14 protein-coding genes and 1 tRNA gene are annotated in these 15,949 nt (G+C 65.5%); 8 read left to right on the top strand and 7 right to left on the bottom strand.

The window, feature by feature from the left end:
• Positions 1-34: 34 nt before the first annotated feature.
• Positions 35-772 carry a hypothetical protein gene (locus WHH00_RS14755; RefSeq protein WP_406633922.1) on the bottom strand — a complete coding sequence of 246 codons (738 nt, stop codon included), beginning with the start codon at positions 770-772 and terminating at the stop codon, positions 35-37.
• Positions 769-1,506, bottom strand: a complete 738-nt coding sequence (locus tag WHH00_RS14750) for a hypothetical protein (RefSeq protein ID WP_406633920.1) — start codon at positions 1,504-1,506, stop codon at positions 769-771. Before WHH00_RS14750 ends, WHH00_RS14755 begins: the two co-directional genes overlap by 4 nt.
• A gap of 249 nt (positions 1,507-1,755) precedes the next feature.
• Here WHH00_RS14750 and WHH00_RS14745 point away from each other — a divergent pair, with 249 nt between their 5' ends.
• Positions 1,756-3,426, top strand: coding sequence for an ABC-F family ATP-binding cassette domain-containing protein (locus tag WHH00_RS14745; protein WP_406633918.1), 1,671 nt, complete (start codon positions 1,756-1,758; stop codon positions 3,424-3,426).
• A complete protein-coding gene (locus WHH00_RS14740) occupies positions 3,423-5,336 on the top strand; it encodes an ABC transporter ATP-binding protein (RefSeq protein WP_406633916.1) in 1,914 nt (637 codons plus the stop codon). The genes WHH00_RS14745 and WHH00_RS14740 overlap by 4 nt, the downstream gene beginning before the upstream one ends.
• Here the strand turns inward: WHH00_RS14740 and WHH00_RS14735 are convergent.
• From WHH00_RS14735 to WHH00_RS14725, 3 genes are all read right to left on the bottom strand, one after another.
• Complete coding sequence (locus WHH00_RS14735; RefSeq protein ID WP_406633914.1) at positions 5,333-5,752, bottom strand: NUDIX domain-containing protein; 420 nt, start codon at positions 5,750-5,752, stop codon at positions 5,333-5,335. The genes WHH00_RS14740 and WHH00_RS14735 overlap by 4 nt on opposite strands.
• Positions 5,749-6,246: a DUF6314 family protein gene (locus tag WHH00_RS14730; RefSeq protein ID WP_406633912.1), complete on the bottom strand. Its 498-nt coding sequence runs from the start codon at positions 6,244-6,246 to the stop codon at positions 5,749-5,751. The genes WHH00_RS14735 and WHH00_RS14730 overlap by 4 nt, the downstream gene beginning before the upstream one ends.
• A 1-nt stretch (position 6,247) precedes the next feature.
• A tRNA-Arg gene (locus WHH00_RS14725) sits at positions 6,248-6,320 on the bottom strand.
• An 82-nt stretch (positions 6,321-6,402) separates the two neighbouring features.
• On the opposite strand from WHH00_RS14725, the gene WHH00_RS14720 reads away from it, so the two are divergent.
• Complete coding sequence (locus WHH00_RS14720; protein ID WP_406633910.1) at positions 6,403-7,158, top strand: DUF998 domain-containing protein; 756 nt, start codon at positions 6,403-6,405, stop codon at positions 7,156-7,158.
• Here the strand turns inward: WHH00_RS14720 and WHH00_RS14715 are convergent.
• Positions 7,151-7,780, bottom strand: coding sequence for a hypothetical protein (locus tag WHH00_RS14715; protein ID WP_406633908.1), 630 nt, complete (start codon positions 7,778-7,780; stop codon positions 7,151-7,153). The two genes, WHH00_RS14720 and WHH00_RS14715, sit on opposite strands and share 8 nt — an antisense overlap.
• Before the next feature lie 32 nt (positions 7,781-7,812).
• Between WHH00_RS14715 and WHH00_RS14710 the strand changes: the two genes are divergently transcribed.
• Positions 7,813-8,643: an inositol monophosphatase family protein gene (locus WHH00_RS14710; RefSeq protein WP_350004829.1), complete on the top strand. Its 831-nt coding sequence runs from the start codon at positions 7,813-7,815 to the stop codon at positions 8,641-8,643.
• 38 nt (positions 8,644-8,681) lie between these two features.
• On the opposite strand, the gene WHH00_RS14705 is transcribed toward WHH00_RS14710, so the two are convergent.
• Positions 8,682-10,022: a DUF222 domain-containing protein gene (locus tag WHH00_RS14705; protein WP_406633906.1), complete on the bottom strand. Its 1,341-nt coding sequence runs from the start codon at positions 10,020-10,022 to the stop codon at positions 8,682-8,684.
• Positions 10,023-10,293: 271 nt separating this feature from the next.
• On the opposite strand from WHH00_RS14705, the gene pcrA reads away from it, so the two are divergent.
• The 4 genes from pcrA to sucD all read left to right on the top strand — a co-directional run bounded on the left by pcrA (position 10,294) and on the right by sucD (position 15,857).
• On the top strand, positions 10,294-12,849 hold the full coding sequence (gene pcrA, locus WHH00_RS14700) for a DNA helicase PcrA (protein WP_406633904.1): 2,556 nt from the start codon (positions 10,294-10,296) through the stop codon (positions 12,847-12,849).
• 25 nt (positions 12,850-12,874) lie between these two features.
• Positions 12,875-13,531, top strand: a complete 657-nt coding sequence (locus WHH00_RS14695; protein ID WP_406638626.1) for a hypothetical protein — start codon at positions 12,875-12,877, stop codon at positions 13,529-13,531.
• Between the two features lie 242 nt (positions 13,532-13,773).
• Positions 13,774-14,943 (top strand): ADP-forming succinate--CoA ligase subunit beta, encoded by a 1,170-nt coding sequence (gene sucC, locus WHH00_RS14690; RefSeq protein ID WP_406633902.1) that lies wholly within the window; start codon positions 13,774-13,776, stop codon positions 14,941-14,943.
• A gap of 11 nt (positions 14,944-14,954) precedes the next feature.
• Positions 14,955-15,857: a succinate--CoA ligase subunit alpha gene (gene sucD / locus WHH00_RS14685; protein ID WP_231456441.1), complete on the top strand. Its 903-nt coding sequence runs from the start codon at positions 14,955-14,957 to the stop codon at positions 15,855-15,857.
• Positions 15,858-15,949 lie beyond the last annotated feature (92 nt).

The following is a 15,949-nucleotide window of genomic DNA, read 5'->3' as shown; positions in this document are numbered from 1 at the left end:
TCACATTCTAATGAATTTGTGAAAGCCAGTAGGGTTACTTTTCGGTATATGTCCTTTTGGCGGGCGACGTCTTTCTGTTCTGCACCCGTGCCGCCCAGATCAGCGCCAGGCCAAGGACGTAGCACAGCACGGCGGTGTAGTTGATGACGAACTCCGCCGCCCCCCACTCAGGAGGCACCACGGGAAAGAGCAGTGTCAGGGCGATAGCCACCCCGCCCACTGCCAGGAGTGCAGCGGCAACCCGCACGAGGACCGGCAAACGGCTCCGGACAGCGCGGACCATGGCGGGCAGCAGCACTAGGGATACGTATGCGGGATAAGCCCTTCCGGCTGCTCCGTAGTACTCCACGAGGACAAAGTTCCGCTCGTTCTTTGCTGACACGGCGGCAAGTCCTGCCGAGGACCCCACCGTGTCCATCATGAAGAACAGGGCCACGAGCACAAGGGAAATGATCAGCAGGACAACCATGCCGGCTTTCCCCGTGATGAGCCGGTGGGCGCTGTCGGCGCCGAAACCGCGGGTGACCCGGATCCCCACGAAGTAGATGGCTGCGAAGATGATGAAGCGGAGCAGCAGGTTGGCAAGGTTGATTCCGCCCAGGGCCTGGTCGATGGCCACGTAGGGGGCTTCGATGCTCAAGAGGATGGCGGCGGTCATCAGCGCGAAGATGTAGAACAGCGACCTGTTCTCTCCGCGGATGGCGCTGGGCACCCGGGCTGCTGCGGTGAGCGCGCAGATGGCCAGCGTGGACCATTGAAGAATGTCGATCATCCCAGGTTCTCCCAAATTTTTTCAGTTTGCGCTTGGTCCTGCTCCTGGCGCTTGAGCACCTTGCCCAGTGCCTGCAGCCGGTCGCCCGCCAAGGCGGTGAGGTCGCCGTCGGACAGGCTGTCCAGGGCGGCCTGCCGCGCACCCGGCGGCCAGCCCGCTTCCTCTTCTGTGACCAGGCCGGTGGCCACCAGGCCACCAGCCGGTCCGACGCCGGCAGCAAGCGCGGTGGCAAGCGCCAGCTCCGGAGACAGGCGGTTGGCCGTCAGCTGCGCCGAATAGTTCTGCGGGGCCACTCCCGTGGCCGCGGAAACGCGGTGCCGCACTTCGCCGTCGTCGATGGCGTCAACCCAGTTCTTTACCGAGGTGGCGTGCGGGGCGGCGGTAAGGGGTGGTGACGCTGACCCCGAAGTGCCGGCGGGCTCCATCACCGGACGCGCAAGGACAGCCCGCAGGAGATCGGCCGTGGAAACCTGGCTGACAAGTTCGCAACGCGTTGGCGGAGCCTGGGGACCGGCGAGGTCCCGGTATGCCTCGAAAGTGGCCAGGGCCGCGAGCGGGTTGACGTTGTAGGCACGGCTGATGCTGACCACGGTGCTGACCGAGACTTTTCCACGGACCAGCTGCTGGGCCAGGGTAGTCCGCTTGATCCCTGAGATCCTGCAGACGTCAGCCGTGCTCACGTCCGGCGCAATGCCTTGCAGCCACCGCTGGAACGCCTTGGCGGGGATGGTCATGGAGGGCTCTCTGCAGAACGGATGGTGTGTCGATTTTAGCGTGCCGCATCAGGGCGGTTTTACCCGTGCTGCCGTTTCGACTATGCTTGTTGGTCGAGCCCGTTGGTCCGTACACCCCCCAAGTCCGGACCAGCGGGTTCTTTCATGTCCTGCCGCCCGCGCTCCTTCCTCCGGGTAAAAGTCAGGGCCCTGCCAGCCAGTGTCCGGGCAGGAAACCCGCTGCGGACGCAGTGGCGAAAGGATAGAACGATGACTGCAACCCTCGTAGCGAAGGACGTTTCCGGCGGTCACGACCACCGGCAGCTTTTCTCCGGGCTCTCCCTCACAGTGGCCCCCGGGGACGTGGTGGGCGTGGTGGGTGCCAATGGGGCGGGAAAGTCCACGTTGCTGCGGCTCCTCGCCGGCGTGGACCAGCCGCAGGAAGGCTCGGTCAGCCTCGCCCCCGCCGATGCGTTCGTGGGCTGGCTTCCCCAGGAACACGAACGCGTGCCTGGTGAAACAGTGGCGGGGTACATCGCCCGGCGCACCGGCTGCGCCCAGGCCACCGCCGAGATGGAATCAACGGCTGAAGCCCTTGGCAGCGGCGCGCCAGGAGCGGACGACGCCTACGCGCTCGCCTTCGACAGGTGGATGGCCTCCGGCGCTGCCGACCTTGATGACCGGATTCCTGCTGTCCTGGCGGACCTTGGCCTGGAGACCGGTCCGGAGGCTGCAATGACCGGCCTCTCCGGTGGGCAGGCAGCGAGGGTGGCGCTGGCGGCGCTGCTGCTGAGCCGGTTCGACGTGGTGCTGCTCGATGAGCCCACCAATGATCTTGACCTCGAAGGCCTCGCCAAACTGGAGGACTTCGTCACAGGCCTTCGCGGCGGCGTTGTGCTGGTAAGCCACGACCGCGAGTTCCTTGCGCGGTGCGTCACCACGGTGGTGGAACTGGACCTGGCGCAGAACGCCGTGGGCGTGTACGACGGCGGCTACGACGCCTTCCTGGAGGAACGGGCAGTTGCCAGGCGGCACGCCCGGGAGAAGTACGAGGAATTTGCGGCCACCAAGGCCGACCTGGTGTCCCGGGCGCGGACCCAGCGTGAATGGAGCTCCCAGGGAGTCCGGAACGCCATGAAGAAGAGCCCGGACAATGACAAGATCCGACGCGCAGCCAGCACGGAATCCTCCGAGAAACAGGCCCAGAAAGTGCGGCAGATGGAATCGCGGATCTCGCGGCTGGACGCGGTGGAGGAGCCGCGGAAGGAATGGCAGCTGCAGTTCTCCATCGGTAAGGCCCCACGCTCCAGCTCAGTGGTGGCAACCCTCCGCGATGCCGTGGTCCGGCAGGGCGGCTTCACCCTGGGTCCAGTTAACCTCCAGCTGAATGCCGGCGAGCGGATCGGCATTACAGGACCCAACGGCGCCGGTAAGTCCACGCTGCTGCGCCTGCTGCTGGGCGGCGTCGAGCCTGACTCGGGCAGTGCCGCGATGGGCGCTTCCGTGGCCGTCGGGGAGATCGACCAGGCCCGCGGACTGCTTGCCGGCGAGCTGACCCTGGGCGAGGCCGTGGAGGCAGTCCTCGTGGACCTTAATCCGGCCGAGGTCCGCACACTCCTGGCGAAGTTCGGGCTGAAAGCCGACCATACGTCACGGACCGTTGAATCCCTTTCGCCGGGCGAGCGGACAAGGGCTGCGCTCGCGCTGCTCCAGGCCAAGGGAGTGAACCTCCTTGTCCTGGACGAGCCCACCAACCACCTGGACCTTCCCGCCATAGAGCAACTCGAAGAAGCCCTGGAAAGCTACGAGGGCGCGCTGCTGCTGGTCACCCACGACCGCAGGCTGCTGGAAAACGTACGGCTGGATGTACGTTGGAATGTGGTTGACGGTGTGGTCACAGAAGTGTTGGCCGCCAGCGCCCCGAAAGGCACCAAAAAATGAGTATGGACAGGGTTGCCTGGAGCTCCCTCTACAACATCACCCGCGCCTCCAACGGCTCCAAGCCATTCTCCAAGGAGCTCCTCAAACGGGTGTTTGGCTTCGCGCGGCCGCACCGCAGCCGGCTGATCGCCTTCGTTCTGCTGTCCATCGTGATGGCCGTCCTGGCGGTGGCAACGCCGGTGCTCGCCGGGCAGGTGGTGGACGCGATTATCGCCAAGGCAGACGCCGGCACCGTGATTTGGCTGGCAATACTGATTGCGATCGTGGCCGTGGCAGAGGCAGGGCTTGGGCTTGTAACCCGCTGGCTGTCCTCTTCGATCGGCGAGGGCGTGATCCTGGACCTGCGCACCAAGGTGTTCGACCACGTACAGAAGATGCCAATCGCCTTCTTCACCCGGACCCGCACAGGTGCGCTGGTAAGCCGGCTTAACAACGATGTGATCGGTGCGCAGGCGGCCTTCGCCGGCACGCTCTCCGGCGTGGTCAGCAATGTGGTGGCGCTGGCCCTGACGCTGGTGGTGATGCTGAACAAATCCTGGCTGGTGACAGTGCTGGCCATGATCCTGCTGCCGATCTTCCTCCTCCCCGCCCGCCGGATGGGTTCGAGGCTTGCCGAGCTGCGCCGCGAGGCCGCCGAGCACAACGCCACCATGGGCACGCAGATGACTGAGCGCTTTTCCGCCCCCGGCGCCACCCTGGTGAAGCTCTTCGGGCGCCCGGACGAGGAGTCCCGTGAGTTCGCGCTCCGGGCCGGACGGGTGCGGGACATTGGTGTCCGCACGGCGATGCTCCAGTTCACCTTCGTCACAGCCCTGACCCTGGTCTCCGCGCTGGCCTTGGCCTTGGTGTACGGCCTGGGCGGCTGGCTGGCGCTGGGTGGACAGTTGGCCGCCGGTGACGTCGTGGTGCTGGCTTTGCTGCTCACCCGGCTCTACGCTCCGCTCACGGCACTCTCCAACGCGCGTGTGGAGATCATGAGTGCCTTGGTCAGCTTCGAGCGCGTCTTCGAAATCCTTGACCTCAAGCCGCTCATCAGCCAGAAGCCGGACGCTGTGGAATCGCCCCGCGGCCCGCTCTCCGTAGAGTTCGACGACGTCCGGTTCTCCTATCCGTCAGCGGACAAGGTATCCCTGGCCTCCCTCGAAGACGTCTCCACCCTGGATACCCGCGGCGGCGAGGAAGTCCTGCACGGGGTCAGCTTCCGGGTTGAGCCCGGGCAGACGGTGGCGCTGGTGGGCTCCTCGGGTGCCGGCAAATCAACCATCGCCCAGCTGCTGGCCCGGCTGTATGACGTGGATTCCGGCGCCGTCCGCTTTGGTGGCGTGCGGCCCGGAACAGGGGTGGACGTCCGCGACCTGACCTTCGACTCGATGCGGGAAACGCTGGGCATGGTGACCCAGGACGGCCACCTGTTCCACGAGAGCATTGCCTCCAACCTGCGCCTGGCCCGGCCGGACGCAACCGAAGAGGACATGTGGGAGGCCATCCGGCAGGCCCGGCTGGAAGCTATGATCCGGTCCCTCCCAGACGGTCTGGACACTGTGGTGGGGGAGCGCGGCTACCGGCTTTCCGGCGGTGAACGCCAGCGGCTCACCATCGCCCGGCTGCTGATCGCCCAGCCCCGCGTGGTCATCCTCGATGAGGCAACGGCGGCGCTCGACTCCACCAACGAAGCCGCCGTGCAGGCTGCCCTGGGGGCCGCACTCGAGGGGCGCACCGCCGTCGTGATTGCGCACCGCCTGTCCACCGTCCGGGCAGCGGACGCCATCCTGGTGGTGGAGGACGGCCGGATTGTTGAACGCGGGACCCACACCGAACTCCTGGCTGCCGAGGGACGGTACGCCGAGCTCTACCGCACCCAGTTCAACGAGGCCACCGCTGTGGCCCAAGAAGCAGTTCCCGAGCTCTAGGCCTGACTGGCCGTGCGGCCGGAGCTGCCGAGTTCCGGGAGGATGTGGTCCGTCAACAGCGGGGCAAGGTCCTGGGTGGGCTCGGCGCCCAGTTCCAGCCACCTGATCTCGGCGATTTCCGCCGAGAGGTGCGCCTCCCACACTCCGGGGGCCAGGAAAACTGTTGCTTCGATGTCCGTGGCCGCCTCATTCGCCGCATCGGCGATCCACACGCCCATCAGCTCCAAATCCTTCGGGTCGAGGACGATGCCCACTTCTTCCTCGAGTTCCCGCGCCGCCGCCTGGACGGCTGTCTCCCCGGCCTCCGGCTTGCCGCCGGGATGCATGAACATGCCGGTGCCGCGTTTCCTAACGGTCAAGAGGCGGCCTGCCCTATCGAAGACGCAGACGGCCGAAACCACAATGCGGTTCTTCATGCTGCCGCGCCGTGCCTGCGAACCAGGTGGGAGGTCAGCAGCAGGTCCTTGCGCGGGCCCTGGACATCCCAGGTGTAGCTGAACCTGTCCCCGCCCTCGTAAACGTAGGTAACCCGGTAGGTATCGGGATCGCACCAGTGGTTGTCAAGGTTGGACTCCGGAGCGAAGCTCATCCGGTGGAAGGGGCGGCCGTCCGGAAAGAACACATCCAGCGTGTCCGGGCTCCCGGTGGTCCGCAGCAGGTACTCGCGGGAGGCCGGGCCCGTGAAGGAGGGCCAGCGCATGGTGCCTTCCTCACGGAAGGCCAGTCCGCCGTCGTCCGCAGGGACAAAATGTACGACGCCGGAGAAGGTTCCGCGGGTGCCCTCCGCCCGGTCCAGCAGGTCCCGCTGGACCGTCCACTGCCCGGCGCTGACCGCGTCCGCGGTGGGGCCGGGCTGCGTGGGGCCAAGAAGATAGGCGCGGAGTGCGAACTGCGGGGGAGGAAAGTTCAAGTGCCCTCGATTGGAATCGAACCAACGACACCGGCTTTAGGAGAGCCGTGCTCTATCCACTGAGCTACGAGGGCTTGCATCCGTTGGATCGGCAGGCCAGTCCGGCCGGACACGGATACAAGCATACAAGGTGCTGGGCAGTACTACGCTCAAGGCATGAGTTCCGCGCCGTCCGCCGCCAGGCCTGCCACACTAATTCCGGACACCGCGTCCACCCGCCAGTACATTGGCGCCTGGTCGGTGCTGAGCGTGCTGCAGTACTTTGCGGCGGAGGCAGCGGTGATAGGAGCCTGGGCGGGCCCCCGGCCCTATGACCTGCGGACCGGCTACATCAGCGACCTCGGCGCCCTGAACTGCGGCATCTTTGACGGCCGCGAGGTCTGTTCCCCTCTGAACTGGCTCATGAACGCCTCATTCGTGGTGCAGGGCCTCGGCATGCTGCTGGGTGCCCTTTTGCTGAGCTCCGGGCTGCTCTGCGTGGCGGCCCGGGCGGATCTGCGGGTGCAGCCGCGGCGGCGGCCGTGGCTGGCGGCTGTCTGGGTCCGGATCCTGACCGGGACCGCCGGCGCCGGCACGGTAATCGTGGGACTGGTGCCCGAGGACGTGGGTTCCAGCTGGCACATTGTTGGCGCTGTGATGTACTTCCTCGCCGGGGCCGCCGCCTTGCTGGTCCTGGGCATCCTCTGGTTGCGGAAAACAAACTTCGCCTGGTTCATCCTGGTGTGCGGTGCCGTGTCCCTCACCGCTCTGGGGACAGGGGGCCTGACGGGAATGGACATCCCGGAGCCCGGCACGCTGGAGCGGCTCATGGGGTATCCGGTCACCCTGGGGATGGCCACCGCAGGACTGGTTATTGCACGCCAGGTCCACCGCCACCGCAAGGAGATGCGGGCCAGGGCGGCCCTCAGCTAGCGGCTTTGGGCTGGCGGGCCCCGAGGAAGACGGCGGCGGCACCCGCCAGCAGGCTGAGGACCAAGAGTACCCAGCCGGCCACCGTGAGCCCAGAGGCAAGGGCCACCTGGCCGGCATCGGCAGTGCCGGAAGCCAGCACTCCGTCGATGGCGGCGTTGCCCCAGAGCCGGACCACAACGAACAGCAGCGGCAAGGACCAGAGAGCCCAGCGCAAGGCTTTACGGGCCACGTTCGTCCCGATCAGCAGCAGCCAGGTGAATCCGAAGATCAACGGGAACAGGGTTCCCGCCGTTTTGTGCACGTAATTGAGCTGGCCGCGGGCGTCATCGTTCATGGCCGCCTGGAGCTGGCTGACGTAAGCCGCGTCGAAACCGCCGATGAGCGAGTCCGGCATGGCCAGGTCCGCGGAGAGGTCACCGAGCTGGTCCAGGGTCAGCAGGTGCAGGTACCAGAAAAGGAACAGGCTGGCCACCACACCGGCGATCAGGATGAGGCTGCTGTTGCTCTGGGCTTTTTCCGGCGTGCGCGCCGTGGTGGGATTCACCACGGCCGGAAGCTGGTGCTGCGGTACTACCGCCTTGGAGCCGTGCTTCTTGATCCGCTGGGCAGGTGTTTTGGCCATGGCTTAATTATCGCGCCCCATAAACTGAAGCCATGACCACTGGCCGGCACAGCGCTGTTGAACTTGACCCTTCTTTGGACGACTACCAGCTGGCAGCAGCCCTGGTGCGGGAGGCCGGGCAGCTGGCACTGCTCATGCGGATGGCGGGCCTGCAGTCGCAGCAGAAGACCTCCATTTCAGATGTAGTAACCGCCGCTGACCATGCCGCAGAAGCCTATGTGCTGGAACAACTGCAGCGCTGCCGTCCCGAGGACGGCATCCTGGGGGAGGAGGGCGCCTCAGTACAGGGCAGCAGCGGCCGGACCTGGGTTATCGATCCCGTGGACGGCACCTACAACTTCCTGCATGGCTCAACCTACTGGTGCTCGGCGATCGCATTGAAGGACCGCTCCGATGTGCTGCTCGGTGCCATCTTCCAGCCGGAGGAGGACAAGCTTTGGCTTGGTGGCAGGGAACATCCGGCCAGCCTGAACGGTGAACGGTTGACGGTATTCCACGACAACAGGGGAGAGCGCAATGCAACACCCGCGGCCCAGCTGGGGGCGGCAACCTACATCCACCCCAGCTGGCTGATGGATCCGCTCTGCGCCATGCCATGGCATGCAGCCGCGACCTCCGCCGCTGCGCTGAGGATGCTGGGCTCCGGCTCTTGCGACCTTGGCCGGGTGGCGGACGGCCAGCTGGGGTGCTGGTTCCAGCACAGCTGTCCGGAATGGGACTGGCTGCCCGGTAAAGCGATTGTCCGGGCCGCCGGAGGCGCAGTGGACACGGTGCGCGTTAACGGCCTGGAATGGTTCATGGCGGGAGGGACGACGGCGGTCCGCGAGTTGCGCGCAGCCCTCGAGTCCGGCTCCGTGGCTTAGCCCATGCCCAGGCCGCTGCTGAGTCTGCGCCGGTAGGACTAGGGCGGTGCAGCTGCAGCTGCAGCTGCTGCGGCCAGGGGCCGGTGCGGTACAACACGGCCCAGTACGACGACGCCGTGTTTCCTTTGCTGGCCGGACTTCGGCAAGCCCTTCGGCAGGGTTTCCGGGTCAGTGCAGTTCGGGCCCGCTCCGGCAACATCGGGTGCGGTGCCGGGTGGGGGTGGGGCAGTGGAGTGGTAGGTGTGGCTGGTGGGGGTTTGGAGTTCGACTGTGTGTCTGGGTCCGGGAACTGGTCTGGCTGAGAACCCGGGTGTTTCTTTGGTGTGGTTGCAGGCTTCGCAGAGGCCTTGGCCGTTGTTGCTGGTGGTTGGGCCGTCCTGGTGCCGGGGGATGATGTGGTCGTGGTGGCGGATGGGTGCGTCGCAGTAGGGGGTGCGGCAGGTGTCGTCGCGGATCTGGAGGAATCGGCGGAGGCCGGGCGGGAAGAGCCGGGCCTTGGAGTCCATGGCGAGGAGTTCTCCGGTGCCGGGGGCTGTGTAAAGCCGGCGGAGCCAGATGTTCAGTTCCCCGGCGTTAGCTTCCGATTCGGTGCGGACTGCTTTCCTGGCCCATTCGGCGGGGACGATGCCGTAGCCTGCGAGGCGGGCGGGTTCGCTGTCGCCCTGGAAGAGGGTGCGGTCGGTCATGACCAGCTGCACCTCGAGGCCGGCGACCCCGCCAGGGGTGCCGGTAACGTTCTCAACGAGCTGGTCGGCCATGATCTGGCCCTTGGACCGTTCGTCCCCGGAGGACCGCAACGTGTCCGCATGCCGGGTCAGGGCGGCGTAGGCGGCGACCCCCTGGGCGACGGGCAGCAGGGCGGTCAGGCGGGCCATGGTGTCTGGCGCCGGGCGGAGGCTGACCGTACGCTCATTCACCGCATGGCTGGCCCGTTTCGCCACTGACCTCGGATCCCGCCGGTAGGCAGCCGCACGCACGGCGGCAATGATAGCCCGGTCCCCGCATCCTGAAAGCGTTCCGGTGTTGGCGGCGAGTTCCTCGTCCACGGCGCACCGGTCTTCGGCGGACAGGCACGCTGTTTCCTTCACGATGCGGGTGGCGCGCCATTCGTTCAGCTGCCCGGTTTCCAGGGCGGCCAGGGCGTGGGGCATCTCGGTGGCGAGGGCTTTGGCCAGTCCCAGGAGCCGGCTGCCGCGGGCCGGGGACTCCCGGCGTGCCAGCGCGACCTGCGCGGCAACGCCGGCGCCTTGTTCTTTGGCCGGGACGCCGGCCGCGGCCTGCTCCCGCCGCTGGGAGAGATCAAAAGCCACGGTAATCCGGGCCTGTTTAGCAGCGGCCAGTGACTTCAGATCCTCAAGCTCCCGCAACTGATCAATCATCCCCGGACCGGTAGAAGCAGGACGGACGGACGCCAGGACTTTCACGACGTCGCCAATGCGAGTGCCATCGAGGCTCCCCGCACTTTGCGCTGGCACCGCCGTCGTTATTGCATCCATCACCTAAGCCTTCCAACTGCATGCCCTCCTTGCACGCACCCTTCAGCGCTATGTGGATAAAGCCTGCAGGACCGCTAAAAGCGCACGGGTCTGGAGCCGGTAATTCACAGCCTGGAAGTCCGTGTCGGTCCCACCGCCTAGACTTGTAGGCACCATGGATATGTTGTTTGACCCGTACTCTGACGGACCGTTCAAGGCTGCTTCCCCGGCGGCTGCCCGCACCAAGTCACGCCCTGAAGGCGCTACGGCGGCCGGTCCAGGCGGTGCTGCGCCGTGGGAAAACCGGCAAGGAATGGGGCTGTCCGGGGGGCAGCAGCGCGATGGGCTGCACGCCGAGGGCCAGCAAACGGAGGGGCACCGCCACGGCCACCACCGGCCGGATGCGGCCCAGCTCCTGGAAGGGCTGAACCCGCAGCAGGAGGAAGCGGTAAAGCACGCAGGCTCCGCGTTGCTTATCGTTGCCGGCGCCGGTTCGGGCAAAACCCGCGTGCTCAGTAACAGGATTGCCTACCTGATCGCCACGGGGCGCGCCCACCATGGCGAGATCCTGGCGATCACCTTCACCAACAAGGCAGCCGCGGAAATGCGGGAACGCATCGAGGCGCTGGTGGGCGGCCGCGCCAAGATCATGTGGATTTCCACTTTCCACTCATCCTGCGTCCGGATCCTGCGCCAGGAAGCCGCGAACGTCGGGCTGAAATCGAATTTCTCCATCTACGACTCCGCCGACTCCCTCCGGCTGGTAACCCAGGTGTCCAAGGCCCTGGACCTGGATCCAAAAAAGTTTGCGCCCAAGGCCATCCAGCACAAGATCTCCGCTTTGAAGAACGAGCTCATCGATGCTGACTCCTACGCCTCCGCCGCGAACTACAACGATCCTTTCGAGCAGGCTGTTGCAGAGGTCTACAAGGGCTACACGCAGCGGCTGCGCCAGGCCAACGCCATGGACTTCGATGACCTGATCGCCGAAACCGTGTTTATGTTCCGGGCCTTCCCGGCCCTCGCTGACTCCTACCGCCGGAGGTTCAGGCATGTCCTGGTGGACGAATACCAGGACACCAACCACGCCCAGTACGCTTTGGTCCGCGAAATCGTGGGCGAAGGTCCCGGCGCATCAGAGCTGACCGTCGTGGGCGATTCGGACCAATCCATCTATGCCTTCCGGGGCGCGGACATCCGCAACATCGTGGAGTTCGAAAAGGACTACCCCGAGGCACGGACCATCAAGCTGGAGCAGAACTACCGCTCCACGCAGAACATCCTCAGCGCGGCCAACTCGGTTATTTCCCGGAATCCCAACCGCCCCGAGAAACGGCTGTGGACCGCTGAGGGCGACGGCCACAAGATCATCGGCTACGTGGGCGAGAACGAGCACGACGAAGCCCAGTTCATTGCCAAGGAAATTGACCGGCTCCAGGATGAGGACAACCTCCGTCCCGGGGACGTCGCAATCTTTTACCGCACCAACGCCCAGTCCCGCTCCATCGAGGATGTGCTGGTCAGGGTGGGCCTGCCGTACAAGGTGGTGGGCGGCACACGCTTCTACGAGCGCAAGGAAATCAAGGACGCCCTCGCCTACCTGCGCGTCCTGGTAAATCCGGACGACGACGTCAACTTGCGCCGGGTGCTCAACGAGCCGAAGCGGGGGATCGGCGACCGTGCCGAAGGTGCGGTGGCGGCATTGGCCCAGCGTGAACGCATTTCGTTTATGGCCGCTGCCCGCCGCGCCGAGCAGGCTCCGGCGATGGCAACCCGCTCCGTCAATGCCGTCCTCGGCTTTGTGAAGCTGCTGGACGACCTGGCCGAAGTGGCTGCAGGTTCAGGCGCCGCAGCAGCCCTTGAGGCCGTCCTGGAGCAGACCGGCTACCTGGCCGCACTGCGTTCCAGCACTGACCCGCAGGACGAGTCCAGGGTGGAGAACCTCGCAGAGCTCGTGGCCGTGGTGCGTGAGTACGAACAGGAGAACCCGGAAGGGTCGCTGGGTGCGTTCCTGGAGCAGGTCTCGCTGGTGGCGGACGCGGACCAGATCCCGGACGCCCCGGGCGCGGATATCGACGCGGCAGTGGCGGAAGCTAAGCGGCTGGGCGTCGTGACACTGATGACGCTGCACACCGCCAAGGGACTCGAGTTCCCGGTGGTGTTCCTCACCGGCATGGAGCACGGGCTGTTTCCGCACCAGCGGTCAGCCACTGACCCCAAGGAGCTGGCTGAAGAACGACGGCTCGCCTATGTTGGCCTGACGCGTGCCCGGAAACGGCTGTACGTCACGCGTTCCGAGGTCCGGAGCATGTGGGGCCAGAGCCAGTACAACCCTGCCAGCCAGTTCCTGGAAGAGATCCCTGCCGAGCTCCTGGAATGGAAGCGCGAAGGAACCAGCAGGCAGGCTGGCGGGTGGGGCGGCGGATCAATCGGTTCGAGCCGCTACAGCGGATCCTTCTGGGGCGCCGGGACGGCACGCGGCGCGGCTGCAGATTCGTCAGCCGGATTCAACGCCGACGTTCCCGCAGCTATTGCGAAGAACCGTGTGCAGCCGCAGAAGGAAATCGTGGCGGTCAGCGTGGGGGACAAGGTCAACCACACGAGTTTCGGCAACGGAACCGTCCTGGCGTTGGAAGGCGCCGGGGACAAGACCGTGGCCAAGGTGAAGTTCGACGTCGGCGAGAAGCGTTTGCTGCTGCGGTACGCGCCGCTGACTAAGCTCGACGCCTGAACGTATGCGACGGACTGTACGGGGAATGCTCGCCGCCCTTTTCCTGCTGGCTTCAACAGGCTGCACCGTGACGGTGGAGGACCCTGGATACGTGGCGCCGCCTCCGCTGCCGCCGATGGAGCAGCTGGAACAGGCGCCGCTTGTTGACCCGCAGGAATACGCTGGCGGTGATGACATCCTGTCCTTCGTCACCGAGGACCGGACAGTGGCGTGCTCGCTCACGGCAGCCCGCGGGCCGCATATCAACCTCCCCTATGAGCAAAACACCTTCAGTGACAGCGAAAACAACAAACTGGCCATCGTGCCGGTGGCCCACTGCGAGCTGGCCAAGTATCCGAAACCTGTCCCGGACGATGTGGCGGATGATTGCGCGGGAACGAACCTCGGCTATCTGGGCGGAGTAGCCCTGCTGACACCGGACAAAGCAACGTATGGAGAGTGCCGGTCCGGCGTCACACAAATGGAGGCAACGTACGGTCCCCGCGGAAACAAGGCCGGACCGATCGCGGAACTGGCTGTGCTGGGTGACGGGCAGAACCTCGAACGCAACGGGCTGCGCTGTTCCGCCTACAACGGCGGCGTAGCCTGCGGAAACGTCTCGGCCGGCGTCGGGTTCTTCGTTTCGGAGGACCGTTACGAGCTAATTTCAGGCTCCCCGGAAAGTACAGCGCCGGCACCCTGAAGCCCCCAAAAACCGCGTAAATCCGCGGTTTTTCTACGCTCCATAGAATAGTGTCCTTACTCACATAAGGGGTAGTCTGGGACGGCCCGGTCCTCCCAAAGGACTAGAGTTCCCAATGGAGCATCACGCCGCGTGGCTCGTTTCCAACAGGCCGCCGGTGCGTGCAATTCCGCAGCCCGGTCATCGTCTTCGATGGTGTCCGACTGTACAGAAACTACTTCGACGTAGAAGGACACTAAACCGTGGACCTGTTTGAATACCAGGCGCGCGATATGTTCGAGGCGCACGGTGTACCCGTGCTTGCCGGCATCGTGGCGTACACCCCAGAAGAAGCAAAGGCAGCTGCCGAGAAGATCGGCGGCGTTACCGTTGTCAAGGCACAGGTCAAGGTTGGCGGCCGCGGCAAGGCCGGCGGCGTCAAAGTCGCAAAGTCCGCCGACGAGGCATTTGAGCACGCCTCCAACATCCTGGGCATGGACATCAAGGGCCACACCGTCAAAAAGGTGATGATTGCCCAGGGTGCGGACATTGCCGAGGAGTACTACTTCTCCGTCCTGCTGGACCGGGCCAACCGCAACTACCTGGCCATGTGCTCTGTTGAAGGCGGCATGGAAATCGAACAGCTCGCCGTCGAACGCCCCGAGGCGCTGGCGAAGATCGCCATCGATCCCGCCGTCGGCATCGACCAGGCCAAGGCTGACGAAATCGTTGCAGCCGCAGGCTTCGCCGAGGAACTGCGCGGCAAGGTCGCCGCCGTGATCCTCAAGCTCTGGGATGTCTTCAAGAAGGAAGACGCCACCCTGGTTGAGGTCAACCCGCTGGTCAAGACCGGCGCGGGAGACATCGTGGCACTGGACGGCAAGGTCTCGCTGGACGAGAACGCCGACTTCCGCCACGCCAAGCACGCCCTCCTTGAAGACAAGGACGCTGCCGATCCGCTCGAGGCCAAGGCCAAGGCGCAGGACCTGAACTACGTCAAGCTGGACGGCTCCGTAGGCATCATCGGCAACGGCGCCGGCCTGGTCATGTCCACCCTCGACGTCGTTGCCTACGCCGGTGAAAACCACGGCAACGTCAAGCCCGCCAACTTCCTGGACATCGGCGGTGGAGCTTCCGCCGAGGTCATGGCGGCCGGCCTCGACGTCATCCTGGGCGACGAGCAGGTCAAGTCGGTGTTCGTGAACGTCTTCGGCGGCATCACTGCGTGTGACGCCGTCGCCAAGGGCATCGTTGGTGCGCTGGCCGAGCTGGGCCACTCCGCGAACAAGCCGCTGGTAGTCCGCCTCGACGGTAACAACGTTGAGGAAGGCCGCCGCATCCTGGCCGAGGCCAACCACCCGCTGGTTACCCTGGCCGCAACCATGGACGAGGGCGCCGACAAGGCCGCCGAGCTCGCCAACGCAGCTAAGTAAAGGGACGCACCATGTCTATCTATCTGAACAAGGACTCCAAGGTCATCGTCCAGGGCATCACCGGCGGCGAAGGCACCAAGCACACCGCCCTGATGCTCAAGGCCGGCACCAACATTGTTGGCGGCGTCAACGCCCGCAAGGCCGGCACCACGGTCCTGCACGGCGACAAGGAAATCACTGTCTTCGGCACCGTCAAGGAAGCCATGGCCGAAACCGGCGCTGACGTCTCCATCGTCTTCGTGCCGCCGGCATTCACCAAGGCAGCTGTCGTCGAAGCCATCGAGGCCGGCATCGGCCTGGTCGTCGTTATCACCGAAGGCGTGCCGGTCCAGGACTCTGCCGAGTTCTGGGCACTGGCCCAGTCCACGGTGGACGCCGACGGCAACCAGGTCACCCGCATCATCGGACCGAACTGCCCCGGCATCATCACCCCGGGTGAGGCCCTCGTTGGCATCACCCCGGCCAACATCACCGGCAAGGGCCCCATCGGCCTGGTTTCCAAGTCGGGCACGCTGACCTACCAGATGATGTACGAGCTGCGCGACCTGGGCTTCTCCACCGCCATCGGCATCGGCGGCGATCCCATCATCGGCACCACCCACATCGACGCCCTGGCCGCGTTCGAGGCTGACCCCGAGACCAAGGCGATCGTGATGATCGGCGAAATCGGCGGCGATGCTGAAGAGCGCGCTGCCGACTTCATCAAGGCCAACGTAACCAAGCCGGTTGTCGGCTACGTGGCAGGCTTCACCGCTCCTGAAGGCAAGACCATGGGCCACGCCGGCGCCATCGTCTCCGGCTCCGCCGGAACCGCCCAGGCCAAAAAGGAAGCACTCGAGGCCGCTGGCGTGAAGGTCGGCAAGACGCCGTCCGAGACCGCAAAGCTGCTGCGCGAAGTCTACGCAGCGCTCTAGTACGCAGTACCATCCAACGCGGGGTCGCCTCCCGCCCGTCACACGTGGATGGGCGGGGTTGCGGCCCCGCGTTGCCGTTTAAGTACGACGGC

This window comes from Pseudarthrobacter quantipunctorum, from assembly GCF_045291495.1.
Classification (GTDB): domain Bacteria; phylum Actinomycetota; class Actinomycetes; order Actinomycetales; family Micrococcaceae; genus Arthrobacter; species Arthrobacter quantipunctorum.
Note: the sequence above shows the minus strand (reverse complement) of the source record. Positions and strands in the feature narration are given on the sequence as shown.